We start from the raw sequence: 14,669 nt of genomic DNA, 5'->3' as shown, positions 1-14,669 counted from the left end.
TCACTGAGACTATACTACCGGGACGAGGAAGCAGATCTCGACACCCGTTCACTGGAGGGTCGACATGAGCGACGACGAACTCGCCAAGGACCTGACACTGACCTCGGCGCTGACCATCGGGATCGGGACGATGATCGGCGCGGGGATCTTCGTCCTGCCGGGGGCGGCCGTCGAGCAGGCTGGACCGCTCGCGGCCGGGGCATTCGTTCTCGGCGGCTTCATTGCGATCTTTACCGCGCTGTCGGCCAGCGAACTCGGGACGGCGATGCCCAAATCGGGCGGCGCATACTTCTATATCAACCGCTCGCTCGGACCGATGTTCGGCTCCATCGCGGGGTGGGGCAACTGGATCGGGCTCACTTTTGCCTCCGCCTTTTATATGTTCGGCTTCGGCGAGTACGTGATTGCTTTTAAACCGCTGTTCATCTCCATTTTCGAGGCGGCCCCGTTCGGCGATCTGCTCATCACGGTTCTCAATGTACCGGGAACGCTTCTCGCGCCGATCCCGCTGTCGAGCGCCAAAATCATCGCCCTGCTGGGGGCCGTATTCTTCGTTTCGGTGAACTACTTCGGCGCAAAGGAGACGGGGAAGCTGCAGAACATCATCGTCTTCACGCTGCTGGGGATTCTGACCGTCTTCACGCTGTTCGGCGTGCTCAACGCCGATCTCGAAACGCTGCGACCGATCGCGCCGGAAGGATACACGCCACTGCTCCCGCTGACCGGGCTGATCTTCGTCTCCTATCTCGGTTTCGTCCAGATTACCTCGGTCGCCGAGGAGATCCAGGACCCCGGCCGCAATCTCCCGATCGCCATCGTCGGCAGCGTCGTCATCGTGACGGTGATCTACGCGCTGGTGCTGCTGGCGGTGTTGGCGGCCGTGCCGAACGAGGTTGTGGCTGGCAACGATACCGCAGTAGTCGATGTCGCCCAGCTCCTGATGGGGCCGCTGGGAGCACTGGCACTGCTGTTCGGCGGGCTGTTGGCGACCGCATCGTCGGCCAATGCCTCGATCCTCTCGTCGTCGCGGATCAACTTCGCGATGGGCCGCGATAAGATCGTCTCGCCGGAACTCAACGAGGTCCACGACCGGTTCGGTACGCCGTACAAATCGATCGCGCTCACCGGTGGGCTGATCGTGTTGTTCATCCTCGTCGGCAACCTCGAACTGCTGGCGACTGCCGGGAGCGTCCTTCATCTGGTCGTCTACGGGCTGTTGAACATCGGACTGGTCGTGATGCGTGAGGCCGACCCCGACGAGTACGAGCCGGAGTTTACCGTCCCGCTGTACCCGATCGTCCCGATTCTCGGTGCCGTCCTCTCGTTCGCCTTGATCGGCTTTATCCGGCCACGGAGTTCGCTCGTCCTCTGTGGGATCTTCGTGGCGCTGTCGGTCGTCTGGTATTTCGCCTACGCCCGCTCGCGGACGACCGCCGAGGGGGTGCTCTCGGAGTACATCCTCTCGCAGTCCGAGGAGATGCCCGACGCCGCGGTCTCTGCGGCCTCCTCGGTCAAACCCGACGGCGGCGAGTACCGTGTGATGGTGCCGCTGTCGAACCCTCGAACCGAGCGAGACCTGATCGAACTCGGGAGCCTGATCGCCAAGGCGAAAGGCGGCACTGTCGTCGCCACGCATATCGTCCAGGTGCCCGATCAGACGCCGCTGTATGCGGGCTCCGAACACGTCGACCGGATCGATGCCGAATCCGAGAAGCTCCTGGAGGCCGCCCGCGAGGACGCCGAAACGTTCGGCGCGCCCGTCGAGACGAAGACGATCCTCTCGCATCGCTCCTTCGAGGAAGTCTTCGACGCCGCGAAAACGGACAACGCGGATCTGGTCGTGATGGGGTGGGGTGGTAGCGACTCGGCGCTGTCGGCCGGTCGCGTCGAGAGTCCGCTGGATGAACTGACCAGCGACCTCCCGTGTGACTTCCTCGTGATGAAGGACCGCGGGTTCGACCTCTCGGACGTGCTGGTGCCGACGGCAGGTGGCTACAGTTCGGATCTCAGTGCAGAAATCGCGGAGATCCTCCTCAACGAAGGGTCGAATGTCTCGCTGCTGTACGTCGCCGACGACGAATCCGAGCAGGCCGACGGCGAGGCGTTCCTCGAAGAGTGGGCCGCCGACCGCGGGCTTGATGCGGCCAACCTGACTGTGGACACCTCCGGCGACGTCGAGGGTGCGATCGCTCACCATGCCACCGACCACTCGATGGTGATCATCGGCGCGACCCGCGAGGGGCTGCTCTCGCGGCTGGTTCGCGGCTCGCTGGCCTTCGACGTGCTCAACGACGTCGATTCATCGGTACTGCTGGCCGAACGGCCACAGGAGCGGTCGCTGATCGACCGGCTGTTCGGCCGGTAAGGTCGGCGGCCCATCGACTCCGAGGGAAAACCGTAAGTCCCCGACGCACAGAGAGGTACCCATGACTACAGTCGTATCGAACGGGGGCGGCCAGTGAGCCTCGGTCAACAGGTGGGGTCGGACCGCCAACTGGCCCGGCTGCTCCAGATCGGGATCGTCCTCGAAGAGGTCGTCGAGGCCCGTGCCTCCCGCCATTATCAGTCACTCGCCGAGGAAGACCGCACGCTCGACGCGGAGATCGAAGCGCTCCTAGAGGGCGCGGCCACGGAGTCCGCCGACCACCGCAAGCGACTCGAAGCGCTCATCGAAGGGTTGACCGTCGACAGCGTCCCCTTCGACGAGATCGAAACGCTGGTCGAGGCCCGCTACGGCCAGACCAAACCCGAGGATTTCGACGGCGTGCTGTACGATCAGCTGTGTAACGAGGAAACCGCCTACAAGTTTTACGACGATCTGATCGAGGCGATCGAAGCCAGCGACGCCGAATTCTCCGTCGACCGCCAGCGCCTCCTGGAGGTACTGCGCGGCCTGCGAGAAGAGGAGCGAGACGGCGTCGAGGAAGTAACACAAATCATGGAGGAACGCGAATGAACACGGCCAACCAGTATCTCAAAGCTATTTATCTGATCCAACAGCAGGACAACAATCCCGCAGCCACCGGCCGCGTGGCCGATATGCTCGATGTCAGCCCCGCCAGCGCCAACGAAATGATCGGCAAACTCGAAGACCGCGGGCTGGCCGAACACGAGAAGTACAAGGGCGTCAGCCTCACCGACGACGGCATCGTTCGCGCGCGGGATGCGCTCCAGACCTACTGTATCATCGAGCGCTTCCTCGTCAATGTCCTCGGTGTCGAGAACTTCCGCGAGGAGGCCCGCGAGCTAGAGAGCGTGATCGACGGCACGGTCGCCGAACGGCTGGATACGATCATCGACCGCAAACCCGAGTGCCCCGACTGTTTCGACCCCGAACTCGACGCCTGCAGCTGTCTGGATGTCGAACTCGAAGCCGAACAGCCCGCCGACTGACCGGCTGTCGCCTCCTTTTTTCCTCACGCCGCCCGACTGCGCCCGAGTATTCCAACCACCAGGAGCCCTCCGACCGAGACGAGAGCCGCCGCGCCGAAGACGCCACGCACCCCGAAGGCGGGGACGAGAGGACCGAACACCACGGGAGAGATGAACTGGCCCGTATATCCCGCGGAGGCGAGATAGGAGCTGAACTGACCCTGTCGGTCGACCGGCGCGAGCGCCTCGATCCAGCCGAACGCCGAGGGGAACACGAGGCCCAACCCGAGGCCAAAGGCGACCACTGGGGGAACCGCCGACAGAGGCGAGTCGACCAGCGTCGCGCCGGCGAATGCGATGCCCCACAGCACGAGCGCCACAGTGACGAGAACGGGTCGGCTCGTCCGGGCGATGAGCCGGTCGTAGAGCGCCGCCGAGACGCCGCCTGCCAATCCGTTGGCGGCGAGATAGAGGCTGATCGAAAACGAGGAGGTAACCCCGACGCCTTCGAGCAGTTGCGGATAGAAGACGACGATGGTGTACAGCAGCGTGTTTGCTCCGAAGTAGAGCAGATAGACGCCGAGGAGCATCGGTCGACGGCGGAACACACCGACGACTCCGGCGAGCCCCGTCTCCGAGTCGGTGGTCCCGCCATCGCTATCCGACCGGCCACCCGTTTCGGGAACCGTTAGAATCGCCAGCAGGCCCAGCGGCAGGGCGATCAGGTAGACGCCGAAGGGAGCCTGCCACGAGAGCGTGCCGAGCGCGCCGCCAACCAGCGGCCAGATCACCGCGCCGACGCTGTTGGCGCTGCTCCGCAACCCAAGGGCGCGGTCCATCCGCTGGCCCTCATAAAGTTCGTAGATCAGGACCGTAATCCCGGTGTAGACGAAGGCGACGCCCACGCCGAGGACGGCCCGCGAGGCAAGCAGCGGCCAAAACGAATCGATCCCCAACCCCGCCCCGCCGCCAATCGCATACAGCAGCAGGCCCGCGATGAAGGGTCGGCGCGGGCCGACCCGGTCGATCAGCGCGCCCGCAAACGGGCTCACGAGGACGATCAGCGCGCCGTGGGTGGTGATGATGAGTCCGGCACGGGACTCCGATACCCCGAGACTCGACTGGATCGCCGGGACGATCGGCCCGAGGATCGCCCCCGCCATCACCGTCAGCGTCGCCGACGCCAGGATCACCCACAGCGTTGCGCGCGTCCGTGAAGTCGACATAATACATCCTCTCTGTGGCCCCATCAACACGGTTGTGGTTTCCTCGTCGCACTCCGATATCCAATCGCATCCGGGGGGCCACACAAATACCAGTTTTATTTTATAGTATGTATTTTGGTAGTTTGAGCTGATGGACGGTTCGCTATCATGCCGAACCTGATCGTCGGCGGAGCAGCGATCGGCAAGCAATAGCACGGCTGCTGATACAATCTGTAGAAAAAAGCCACTTTTGGACGGCATTGGTAATATACCATCTAAATTGGCTGGATAGAGGACGGAAACCGACGGTCGACTTCGATCGATCCCGACGAGAACCTCACATCCGTAACAGATATAAAATCTGGTAGAAAATAATATACATCAAAATAAGTTAGTATTGATCCGGATCTCGTCCCCTGGTTGCAGTTCGGGCAGCCACCCCCAACCATTACAAGCATATTGTTGTAATATATGTCGACCGGGTCCCGTGCGGGAGCTCTCACTGCGTTCAGTAATAACGAACAATACAAAATAATTAATCCTGTTATACAGCGATTACTTATATATGACTGACTGATTGCGGCTCCCAATCACACTTATGTTCGCTTATTCCGAACAGTGCGTCACTCTCGGCATCCTGTTTCGGATTCTCGAAGCGTGTTCCGGATGCTATTGGCCGAACTGATGACGAGTCCGGGCAGATCCTGTTGGAACCGCTTGCCGGAGAGACCTTCGGTGGCGGTCAGCAGATAGATCGCCCCCCGCAGCTCGCCGTCGACACCTTCGACAGCGGCCGCGATCCCGCGCTGATCGGGATACCACTCCTCGCGGTCGACGGCGAGGCCGCGGGTCCGGACGGTCCCGAGTTCGGCGTCGAGTTCCGACCGGCTCGAATGGGACTGGCCGGTGCCGCTGTCGAAGGTATGCCCCGCCAGCAGCTCGTCGCGGCGCGCTTCGCCGAGCGCCGCGAGGATCGCCTTTCCGGCGGCCGTACAGTCCAGCGGCAGCCGGTCGCCCGCCTCGACCCGCGGGGTATCAGTATCCGGGCCAAGCCGGTGATGCAGACAGACCACACTGTCGCCTTCGAGGACCGCTAACCCGGCCGAACAGCCCGAAGCGGTCGACAGTTGGGCGACCTCGCTCACCCCGGCTGCGTACAGCGGATACTGCGAGCGTGCATACGAGCCGATCGTCAGGAACCGAAGGCTGACGCGGTAGTCGTAGCCGTCTTTGATAACGAATCCGAGGCCGGTGAGTGTCTCCAGGTGATTATGTACCGAACTCTTCGAGCGGTCCAGGACGTCCGCGATTTCGGTCACACCCGCTCCGTTGCGTTCGATGAGCGTTTCGAGGATCTGCACGCTGGTCCCTGTCGCCGTCACTGGGAACTCCGAGACGTCTACCATACGCTATCTGTTTCGGATCAGTATATAAATGTGTTCACCAATACCGAACGCATTTATATACTACCACTCGGCGATGCTGCCGTCGTCGTGGTACCAGATCGGGTTCTGCCAGTTGATATCCGACTGGGCCTGCTCGCGGACGACCGACTCGTCGACCTCGATTCCGAGGCCGGGAGCGTCGGGCGCAGTGAGGTAGCCGTCGGCGAAGCCGAACACCGTCGGATCGTCGAGATACGCCAGGAGATCGTTCTCTTGGGGTTGGTGGAGATCGAGACTCTGGGCCTGGACGATCGCGTTCGGGATCGCCATATCGAGTTGGAGGCAGGCCGCAAGCGAGATCGGCCCGAGCGGACAGTGCAGCGAGACGAGGATATCGGCGGCCTCGGCGCTGGTGGCGATCTTGCGGACCTCCGAGATGCCGCCCGCGTGTGAGGGCGACGGCTGGAGGACGTCGACCGCCCTGTCTTCGATCAGGGGCGCGACATCCCACCGCGAGTAGAGCCGCTGGCCGATCGCCAGCGGCACGGTCGTGTGGGCCGCAATGTCGCCGAGAGAATCGGCGTGCTCCGAGAGGACGGGCTCCTCGTAGAACATCGGATCGAGGGGAGCCAGTTTCTCGGCGAGCGATGGAGCCATCGACTTGGTGACCCGGCCACGGAAGTCGACGCCAACGTCGATCCCGTCGCCGACCCGCTCTCGAACCGCCGCGAGCCGGTCGCGGGCGTGGGTGACTGCAGCCGGGGAGTCGATCCGGCGGAACTGTGAGACCGAGAGTTTCAGCGTTTTGTAGCCGTTGTCGACGGCGGCTTCGGCCGCATCGGCGATCTCTTCGGGCGTGTCACCGCCGATCCACTGGTAGGTCCGGATTCGGTCGCGGGCCCGCCCGCCGAGCAGTTCGTACACCGGCGCGTCGTACCGTTTGCCCTTGATATCCCACAGCGCCTGGTCGATGCCGCCGATGGCGCTCATCAGAATCGGGCCGCCGCGGAAGTGTCGACCCCGATACATCGCCTGCCAGTGGCGCTCGATCTCCAGGGGATCTTTGCCGATCAGGTAGTTGTCCAGGATCTCCTCGACGGCCGCGCGGGTCGTCTTCGTGTGGCCTTCGACGATGGGTTCGCCCCAGCCGCAGATCCCGGTGTCGGTTTCGAGTTTGAGAAAGAGCCACCGTGGCGGCACGGCGAACAGTTCGTAGCCGGTGATTTCCATACAGCGACAACGAAAGTCCCGATGAAATAGGTTGTGCCCGCTGAGCGTCGACGAGCCCGTGCCCGGCGGCGGTCGTCGAGCGTACTCGGCTGGTCGGGAGCTGTCTTGGTCGATAGGGTGCCTCTATGTTGCCCGTCTGCTCACTGCGCTGCTGGCGTCGTACTTTGTTTGTCTTTGAGCCGTTCGAGCGTTTCGACGCGGTCGTCCCAGACGTCGAACATCGCCCGGTAGGCGTCGTGGTAGAACTCGTACCACTCGTCGTATTTGGGGACTTTTTGCGGGTCGGGCTCGAAGCGGTCGGTGGTCCGAACGGTTCGGTCGACCGCCGCTTCGAGGTCGTCGTACTCGCCGAGGGCGACCCCCGTTAGGAGGGCCGCACCTTTCGCGCCGAGTTCGTCGCCCTCCGGGAGGACGATGGGGGCGTCAAGACAGTCGGCGAACATCTGACACCAAAAGTCGGAGCGGGAGCCGCCGCCGGCGATCATGATCCGGTCGGACTCGACTTGGATGTGTTCGAAGGAGTCACGCATCGCCAGGGCGACGCCCTCGTAGATCGCCCGCATCATGTGTTTCTGGCCGTGTTCCGGCGACAGCCCGATGAACTGGGCGCGGGCGCTCGTCTTGAGGAACGGGTTTCGCTCGCCCGAGGAGCTCAGGTAGGGGTGATACAGCAGTCCCTCGGAGCCGACAGGGAGCTCCTCGATCTCGCTTTCGACATCGGCGAACTCCCGGTTGTTGGCGATGTTCTCGTAGGACCAGTCGATGTTGGGTGTGCCCGCCATCGACGCCATCGATCGGAGGTAGAACCCCTCGTCGACCGCGAGCGTAAAGCCCCGACCCAGTAGCTCCTCGGGCGGCTCGGTTAGCACGGTCTGGTTCAGCGAGGTCGTCCCCACGATAGAGGAACTCTCGCCGGGCCGGACCGCGCCGCTGCCGATGGCGTTGGCCGGGATGTCGAAGACACCTGAAATAACGGGTGTGCCTTCGGGGAGTCCGGTTTCGACCGCGGCATCGCCGGTCACCTCGCCGATGATCTCGGTCGGCGGCGCGAGCCGCGGGAGGAGATCGTCGACGCCGTCGAAGTCGACCAGTTCCTGGACTTCATCGGAGTACTCCCGGGACTCGATATCCAGGAACGGCAGGGTCGCGTCGCTGTAGTCCATCGTCCGCTCGCCGGTGAGTTTGAATTTCAGCCAGTCCTTACAGTAAAAGACCGTATCAGCTTCTTCGAGGGTTTCGGGCTCGTTTTCGACCAGCCACTGCATGATCGGCAGCGTGACGCCGGGGAAGATGTCGGTGCCAGTAGCCTCCCGGATCACGTCGGCCTTCCCGTTGTCGACCCAGTCGTCGACGATCTCGGAGGCCCGACCGTCAGACCAGAGGATCGCATCGCGGACCGGATCGCCGTCTTCGTCGATGAGCCAGCAGCCGTCGCCCTGGCCCGTGATCCCGATGCCGAGAATTTCGTGGTGATCCCCGAGGTCCTCGACGACCTCGCTGATGACGGTGGCGGTCTTCTTCCAGTTGGTGGTCATGTTCTGCACCTGCCACCCTGACTGGGGCGTTTCGACCGGGTTTTCGATTGTTGCGACCTCGATCTGCTCGCCATCGAGATCGAACGCTGCGGCTTTGAGGTTAGAGGTGCCTGCGTCGACACCGATGAGTACTCGGCTCATGCTCAGTTAGCAATGATCAACCCTGATATATAACTATACATGGTTACTGTCCTGTAGCTATCATTTGTAGGTCGGTTGTCAATCCCGGCCGAGTTCCGGTGAGTGTGACAATCGGTGACGGCATAGATTAATCACCCCCCTCCGCAAATGAGGGAGTACGGATCATGACAGACCCATCTGCCCAGCAGGTAGTCAGTGAGCTCGGCCGCCGAATGCTCGCCGACGGCCTCACCAAAGGTACTGGCGGAAATATTAGTGTGAAAACCGACGACGGGAACGTGGCGATCAGCCCCTCTGGAATGGCCTACGACGAAATCGAGCCCGAGGACGTGGCGATCGTCGACGTCGACGGCACGCAGCTCGAAGGCGACCGCAAACCCTCCAGCGAGTTCCGGATGCACACCGACGTTCTCCGGGAGCGCGAGGACGTGGGCGCGGTCGTCCACACTCACTCGCCGTATGCCAGCACCTTCGCCAGCATCGGCGAGGCGGTCGGCCCCTCTCATTACCTCATCGCCTTTATCGGCGACGAGATCCCGGTTGCCCCCTACGAAACCTACGGGACGGCCGAACTCGCCGAGGTCGCCCTCGATGCCCTCGGCGAGGAGTACAACGCCTGTCTCTTAGAGAACCACGGCGTCCTGGCGACGGGCGCGACCGCGGAGGCGGCCTACGAGGTCGCGCTGATGGTCGAATACTGCGCCCGCATCCACTACCACGCCCTGTCGATCGGCGAGCCGAGTCTCTTAGACGACGCCGAAATCGACACCCTCCTGGAGCGCTTCGCCGACTACGGCCAAACCCAGTCGGCCGACGACGAGGGAGCCGAGCCGGATTCCGGTGTGAGCGTGTCGGCCGACCGACTCACCGAGCTGCGGGCCAACCGCAAGGCCGTCAGCGAGTTCGGCCGGAAGATGCTCCACCAAGGCCTCACCGAGGGCACCGGGGGCAACATCAGCTCCCAGAACGGCGATCTCGTGGCGATCAGCCCCTCGGGAATGCCCTACGACGAAATCGAGACCGAGGACGTGTCTGTCGTCGACCTCAACGGCGAACACGTCGCCGGGAAACGGGACCCCTCCAGCGAGTTCCGGATGCACACCGACATCCTCCGGGAGCGCGAGGACGTGGGCGCGGTCGTCCACAACCATTCGCCCTATGCCAGCGCCTTCGCCAGCCTCAACGAGCCCATCGAGGCCTCCCACTACCTCATCGCCTTCGCGGGCGATCAGATCCCGGTCGCCCCCTACGAGACCTACGGGACGGCCGAACTCGCCGAGGTCGCCCTCGACGCCCTCGGCGAAGAGTACAACGCTTGCCTCTTAGAGAACCACGGCGTGCTGGCGGTCGGCGACAGCGTCGAGGAAGCCTTTGAGGTGGCACTGATGGTCGAATACTGCGCGAGAATCCACTACCAGGCGCGCAACATCGGCGAGCCCAATCTGCTCGCCGACGCCGAAATCGACACCCTCCTGGAGCGGTTCGCCGATTACGGTCAGGACCACTGATCGACCAGCGTACGAGCCGAGTACGGCTTCGAAACGACGAGTGCGGTGTCGATAGCGAACAGTCCGGTGGATGCTTCGGTTGCGGGCCAACGTACGCCGGATGGATCGGACCCCACGGGTCGTGGCTTGCGATCCTGTCGCTGGGATCGTCGACTGAAGCTCGCTGTATCGGGGCATGGTTGTTCGCATATAGCGAACACTGACCCTCGGTCGCTCGTCAATTCGGTACGACTCGACCGGGAGCACTACCCCGTCGGTCCGTTCTGTGAGGTGGCTTGGACAGTAGCAGCAGAAACAAAAGGCGACTCTGTTCGGTAATATCGAACAGAGTGTGGTGGGTGTGTGGTTAGTGTACCGCTCGGACGCAGGCGTCACGCGGCGGGATCTCGACAGTTGGGCGTCGAGTTAGTGGTCCTGGCCGTAGTCCTCGAAGCGGTCGAGCAGCGTCTCGATCTCCTCGTCGGGGACGATATTCGGCTCACCGATACTCACTGCCTGATAGTGGATGCGGGCGCAGTATTCGACCATCAGCGCGACCTCGAAGGCCGCTTCGACCGAATCCCCGACCGCCAGCACACCGTGTTGTTCCAGCAGACAGGCGTTGTACTCCTCGCCGAGGGCGTCGAGGGCGGCCTCGGCGAGCTCGGCGGTGCCATACGTCTCGTAGGGTGCCACTGGGATTTTGTTGCCGATAAACGCGATCAGATAGTGCGAGGCCGGAATCGGCTCACCGAGGCTGGCGAACGTGCTGGCGTACGGCGAGTGGGTGTGAACGACACCGCCGACATCGTCGCGTTCGCGGATGACGTCGGTGTGCATTCGGAACTCGCTGGATGGCTTGCGGTCGCCTTCGAGATGGTTCCCGTTGAGATCGACGATCGGGACGTCTTCGGGGTCGATCTCGTCGTAGGGCATTCCCGAGGGGCTGATCGCGACTCGATCACCGTTACGCGCGCTGATGTTGCCGCCTGTACCGGTCGTCAGTCCCTGGTCGAGCATCTGTCGACCGAGGTCACTTACTGCGGTCCGTTCTTCCTGTAGTGTGAGGTCTTGTGTCATTGATTGCTGTCTCTCCGTCTCGTGCAACAGTCGCTTCCGCTGCACGCACTCGTTTGGATACGATCGAACGCAGCTATCAGTTTAGATCACACATATTTAATAGTTACTCCAGCGGCTAGAACGCGAGCTGCCTGGAATCACCCCGCAGACCCACTAACAACCGAATTCGGGAGAGAATTTTGTTGGTGTATGAGGTATAATTTTATGCTCTTTAACACAGATATGATGTGACCAACATTAACAATAATGTTGAATACGGCGCGGCAACGATTTGTTCTGGCCTCCGAGGCCGATGTTTCCGGAAGTATCTACGCAAACTATTACATACATATTTCTGTAATGGTATGGCGGCAGGCGTGGACGATTATTACTGGTTACTATAAATTATATTTACTTTAATAGTGTAGAAATATACGAGAAGCTCCACAGTCTGGGAATACTGTGTGCTGTGTCTCGATAGTAGGATTCCCGCCAAATAGCACTCAAAACGCGTGAAAACGGCGTTTCGGTCGCTGCTGCGTTTCGGTAGATCGAAGCGGTTCGCCGCTCGTGAGATGACACCTGAATTGGGCAATTTATAAATATACGAAACTATAATCCGGAACCGATGTCAGATCGACTGCCAACCATAGGTATCACTATGGGTGACCCTGCAGGTATCGGAAGCGAAATCATCGTTAAATCGTATCCCCAGCTCAGTGCGGACGCCCGGTATGCCGTCCTCGGTGATATGGACGTCATGGAAGACGCTCTAGCGGCCTGTGACGTCGACATCGAACTCCGCGAGGTGGCCTCGGTCGAAGACGCTGCCGCCGACCGCGACGTCCTCGATGTCGTCGACTTCGACAACGTCGACGAGGTCGTCCGCGGCGAGACACGCGCCGAGTACGGACAGGCTGGCATCGACTACCTCGAAACCGCAATCGATCTCGCCATGGAGGGCACCATCGATGCGATGTGCAACGCCCCGCTCAACAAGAAGGCGATGGAGCTCGCTGGCAGCGACTACAAGGGCCACACCAACCTGCTGGCGGATCGAACTGGGACGGAGAACTACTCGATGCTGCTGATCCAGAAAGACATTCGGGTAACCCACGTCTCGGTACACGTCCCGCTCGAAGAGGCCATCGAGACGGTAACAACCGAAAACGTCCTGGACACGATCAGAGTAACCGCGGATGGACTCCGCGATCTCGGTATCGAGGATCCGAACATCGCGGTTGCCGGACTCAACCCCCACGCGGGCGAAGGCGGCGTCCTCGGCACGCGGGATATCGAGGAGATCGAACCCGCAGTCGAGCAGGCCGTCGAGGAGGGGATCGACGCGACGGGACCCCACGCGCCGGACAACCTGTTCAATCAGGCGGCGGTCGGACGCTGTGATGGCGTCGTCGCCATGTACCACGACCAGGGACACATTCCGGTCTACGTCCACGGCCTGCTCGAAAGCGGTGGCACCGCCGGTGTCAACATGACCATCGGCCTCCCGATCATCCGGACGAGTACGATGCACGGAACGGCCTTCGACATCGCCGGAACGGGAATCGCCGATCCCGACAGCATGCTCGATGCGCTCAACGCGGCCACACAGGCTGCGATTGCTGCCCAATAACCATGTACTCACAGACCAACGTGCCAACCAACGACAGTAAAGTTAATATATAATGATTATAAATACACACAGTATGGTTCACCAGCCACAACAGGAGGCTACCCATGTTTATCGGCATTGACGTCGGACACACGAATCTGAAAGCCGTCGCGTTCGACTCCGAGTGGAACACGATCGGCAAACACGGTATCGAGGCCGGAATGGTAACGACGAGCGAAGACCGCCACGAGATCCCCATCGGCGAGCGGTGGGATCTCCTCTTGGAGTGTCTCAGCGAACTCCGCTCGCAGACCGGCGACGAACCCGTCGAGGGGATCGGTCTGGGCGGTGGCGGCGGTGGGCTGTATCCGCTCGATGAAAACAGGGAGCCGTTTATGAACGGCATCCCGCTGCTCGACGAACGGGCGATGGGGATCATCCAGGAGTGGAAATCAGATGGCACCTACACTGCGATCTCCGAAAAGACGGGGATTCCGGTGCCGCCGGGGGCGGCGATCCTCTCGCTGCGCTGGCTGAAAGAAAACGAACCCGAGCGCTACGAACGGATCGAACACATCCTGAATCTCAAGGACGTCATGCGGTACAAGCTCACCGGCGAGCTCGCCCTCGAGATCAGCGATGCGACGTTCAGCTTCACCCACCACCAGACCCAGGACTACGACGAGGAGATCTTTGACCTCGCTGGCGTGCCGGACGCCTTCGACGCACTGCCCGAACTGAAGGGATCGAGCCACGAGATCGCCGGCTACACCACCCAGGAAGTCCAGGAGAAAACGGGAATCAGCGAAGGCACGCCCGTGGTCGCCGGTGCCCACGACGCCTGTGTCAACTCGCTGGGTGTCGGTGCCATCGACCGTGATATCGTCACGACCGCCGGTGGCACGTGGTCGCTCAGCACGAAAGTCCTCGACGAGCCCTCGGTTGAACTCGATACGTGGTGTTGTGAGAACTTCCTCGAACGCGGGACGTGGATGTTGGAGATCGCCCAACCGACCGGCACCATCTCCTCGGACTGGTTCGTCGACGAGTTCTTCGAGTCGGAACAACAGCAGGCCGACGCCGAGGATATGGAGGTCTGGGATATTATCGAGGAACAGATCGAGGACGTCGAGACCAACGCCGTCTTCCATCCGTTCCTCTTCGGGAACCCCTACGGCTATATGTACCAGGAAAACGCGTCGGGGAGCTTCACCGGGCTGTCGGCGACCGATGGCCGACTGGAGATGCTCCGGGCGGTCTACGAGGGGATCGCCTTCGTTCACCGCTGGCAGATCGAGCAGTACGACGAGGCCTTCGGCGTCGATGAGATCCGCTTTACCGGCGGGGCGGCCCGCAGCGAGTTCTGGTCGCAGCTGTTCGCCGACGTCCTGGAGATGCCGATCACGATCACCGACAAAGAAGAGTCCGGCTGCTTCGGTGCAGCCATGCTCGCGGCGATCGCCGTCGGCGAGATCGACGACCTCGAAGAGACCGCCGACTACGTCGAGATCGCCGAGGAGTACCGGCCAAACGAGACGGATCTCGGTCGGAAATACGAGACGTTCCGGGAGCTCACCGTACTGATGGAAGACGCCTGGGACGAACACGAGGCGCTCCGAACGAGTACCCGATAGCCCACCACA

At 61.8% G+C, this 14,669-nt stretch carries 11 protein-coding genes; 6 read left to right on the top strand and 5 right to left on the bottom strand.

Translation table 11 applies throughout. The annotated features are described in order from the left end of the window. Nucleotides 1-64: 64 nt before the first annotated feature. From NO877_RS07510 to NO877_RS07500, 3 genes are all read left to right on the top strand, one after another. On the top strand, nt 65-2,365 hold the full coding sequence (locus tag NO877_RS07510) for an amino acid permease (protein ID WP_256395703.1): 2,301 nt from the start codon (nt 65-67) through the stop codon (nt 2,363-2,365). 93 nt (nt 2,366-2,458) lie between these two features. After that, nucleotides 2,459-2,956: a ferritin-like domain-containing protein gene (locus tag NO877_RS07505; RefSeq protein WP_256395702.1), complete on the top strand. Its 498-nt coding sequence runs from the start codon at nt 2,459-2,461 to the stop codon at nt 2,954-2,956. After that, a complete protein-coding gene (locus NO877_RS07500; protein ID WP_256395701.1) occupies nt 2,953-3,393 on the top strand; it encodes a metal-dependent transcriptional regulator in 441 nt (146 codons plus the stop codon). The genes NO877_RS07505 and NO877_RS07500 overlap by 4 nt, the downstream gene beginning before the upstream one ends. A 23-nt stretch (nt 3,394-3,416) precedes the next feature. Here NO877_RS07500 and NO877_RS07495 read toward each other — a convergent pair whose 3' ends face one another. The 4 genes from NO877_RS07495 to NO877_RS07480 form a co-directional block, all read right to left on the bottom strand. Continuing rightward, nucleotides 3,417-4,598, bottom strand: a complete 1,182-nt coding sequence (locus tag NO877_RS07495; protein ID WP_256395700.1) for an MFS transporter — start codon at nt 4,596-4,598, stop codon at nt 3,417-3,419. Between the two features lie 602 nt (nt 4,599-5,200). Further along, nucleotides 5,201-5,983: an IclR family transcriptional regulator gene (locus NO877_RS07490; protein ID WP_256395699.1), complete on the bottom strand. Its 783-nt coding sequence runs from the start codon at nt 5,981-5,983 to the stop codon at nt 5,201-5,203. A gap of 60 nt (nt 5,984-6,043) precedes the next feature. Beyond that, nucleotides 6,044-7,192 carry a galactonate dehydratase gene (gene dgoD, locus NO877_RS07485; protein WP_256395698.1) on the bottom strand — a complete coding sequence of 383 codons (1,149 nt, stop codon included), beginning with the start codon at nt 7,190-7,192 and terminating at the stop codon, nt 6,044-6,046. Nucleotides 7,193-7,332: 140 nt separating this feature from the next. After that, a complete protein-coding gene (locus tag NO877_RS07480; RefSeq protein ID WP_256395697.1) occupies nt 7,333-8,868 on the bottom strand; it encodes an FGGY-family carbohydrate kinase in 1,536 nt (511 codons plus the stop codon). A 164-nt stretch (nt 8,869-9,032) separates the two neighbouring features. Here NO877_RS07480 and NO877_RS07475 point away from each other — a divergent pair, with 164 nt between their 5' ends. Then, nucleotides 9,033-10,376 carry a class II aldolase/adducin family protein gene (locus tag NO877_RS07475; RefSeq protein WP_256395696.1) on the top strand — a complete coding sequence of 448 codons (1,344 nt, stop codon included), beginning with the start codon at nt 9,033-9,035 and terminating at the stop codon, nt 10,374-10,376. Nucleotides 10,377-10,781: 405 nt separating this feature from the next. On the opposite strand, the gene NO877_RS07470 is transcribed toward NO877_RS07475, so the two are convergent. Beyond that, on the bottom strand, nt 10,782-11,435 hold the full coding sequence (locus NO877_RS07470) for a class II aldolase/adducin family protein (protein ID WP_256395695.1): 654 nt from the start codon (nt 11,433-11,435) through the stop codon (nt 10,782-10,784). A gap of 640 nt (nt 11,436-12,075) precedes the next feature. On the opposite strand from NO877_RS07470, the gene pdxA reads away from it, so the two are divergent. Together pdxA and NO877_RS07460 are read left to right on the top strand one after the other, a co-directional pair. Continuing rightward, the gene (gene pdxA, locus NO877_RS07465) at nt 12,076-13,047 is read left to right on the top strand and encodes a 4-hydroxythreonine-4-phosphate dehydrogenase PdxA (protein WP_256395694.1); all 972 of its coding nucleotides are present in this window, start codon (nt 12,076-12,078) and stop codon (nt 13,045-13,047) included. Between the two features lie 104 nt (nt 13,048-13,151). Next, nucleotides 13,152-14,660 (top strand): FGGY-family carbohydrate kinase, encoded by a 1,509-nt coding sequence (locus NO877_RS07460; RefSeq protein WP_256395693.1) that lies wholly within the window; start codon nt 13,152-13,154, stop codon nt 14,658-14,660. Nucleotides 14,661-14,669 lie beyond the last annotated feature (9 nt).

Source organism: Halohasta litorea, assembly GCF_024494645.1.
Classification (GTDB): Archaea; Halobacteriota; Halobacteria; order Halobacteriales; family Haloferacaceae; genus Halohasta; species Halohasta litorea.
The sequence above is the reverse complement of the archived record's forward strand: the minus strand, read 5'-3'. Positions and strand labels throughout refer to the sequence as shown.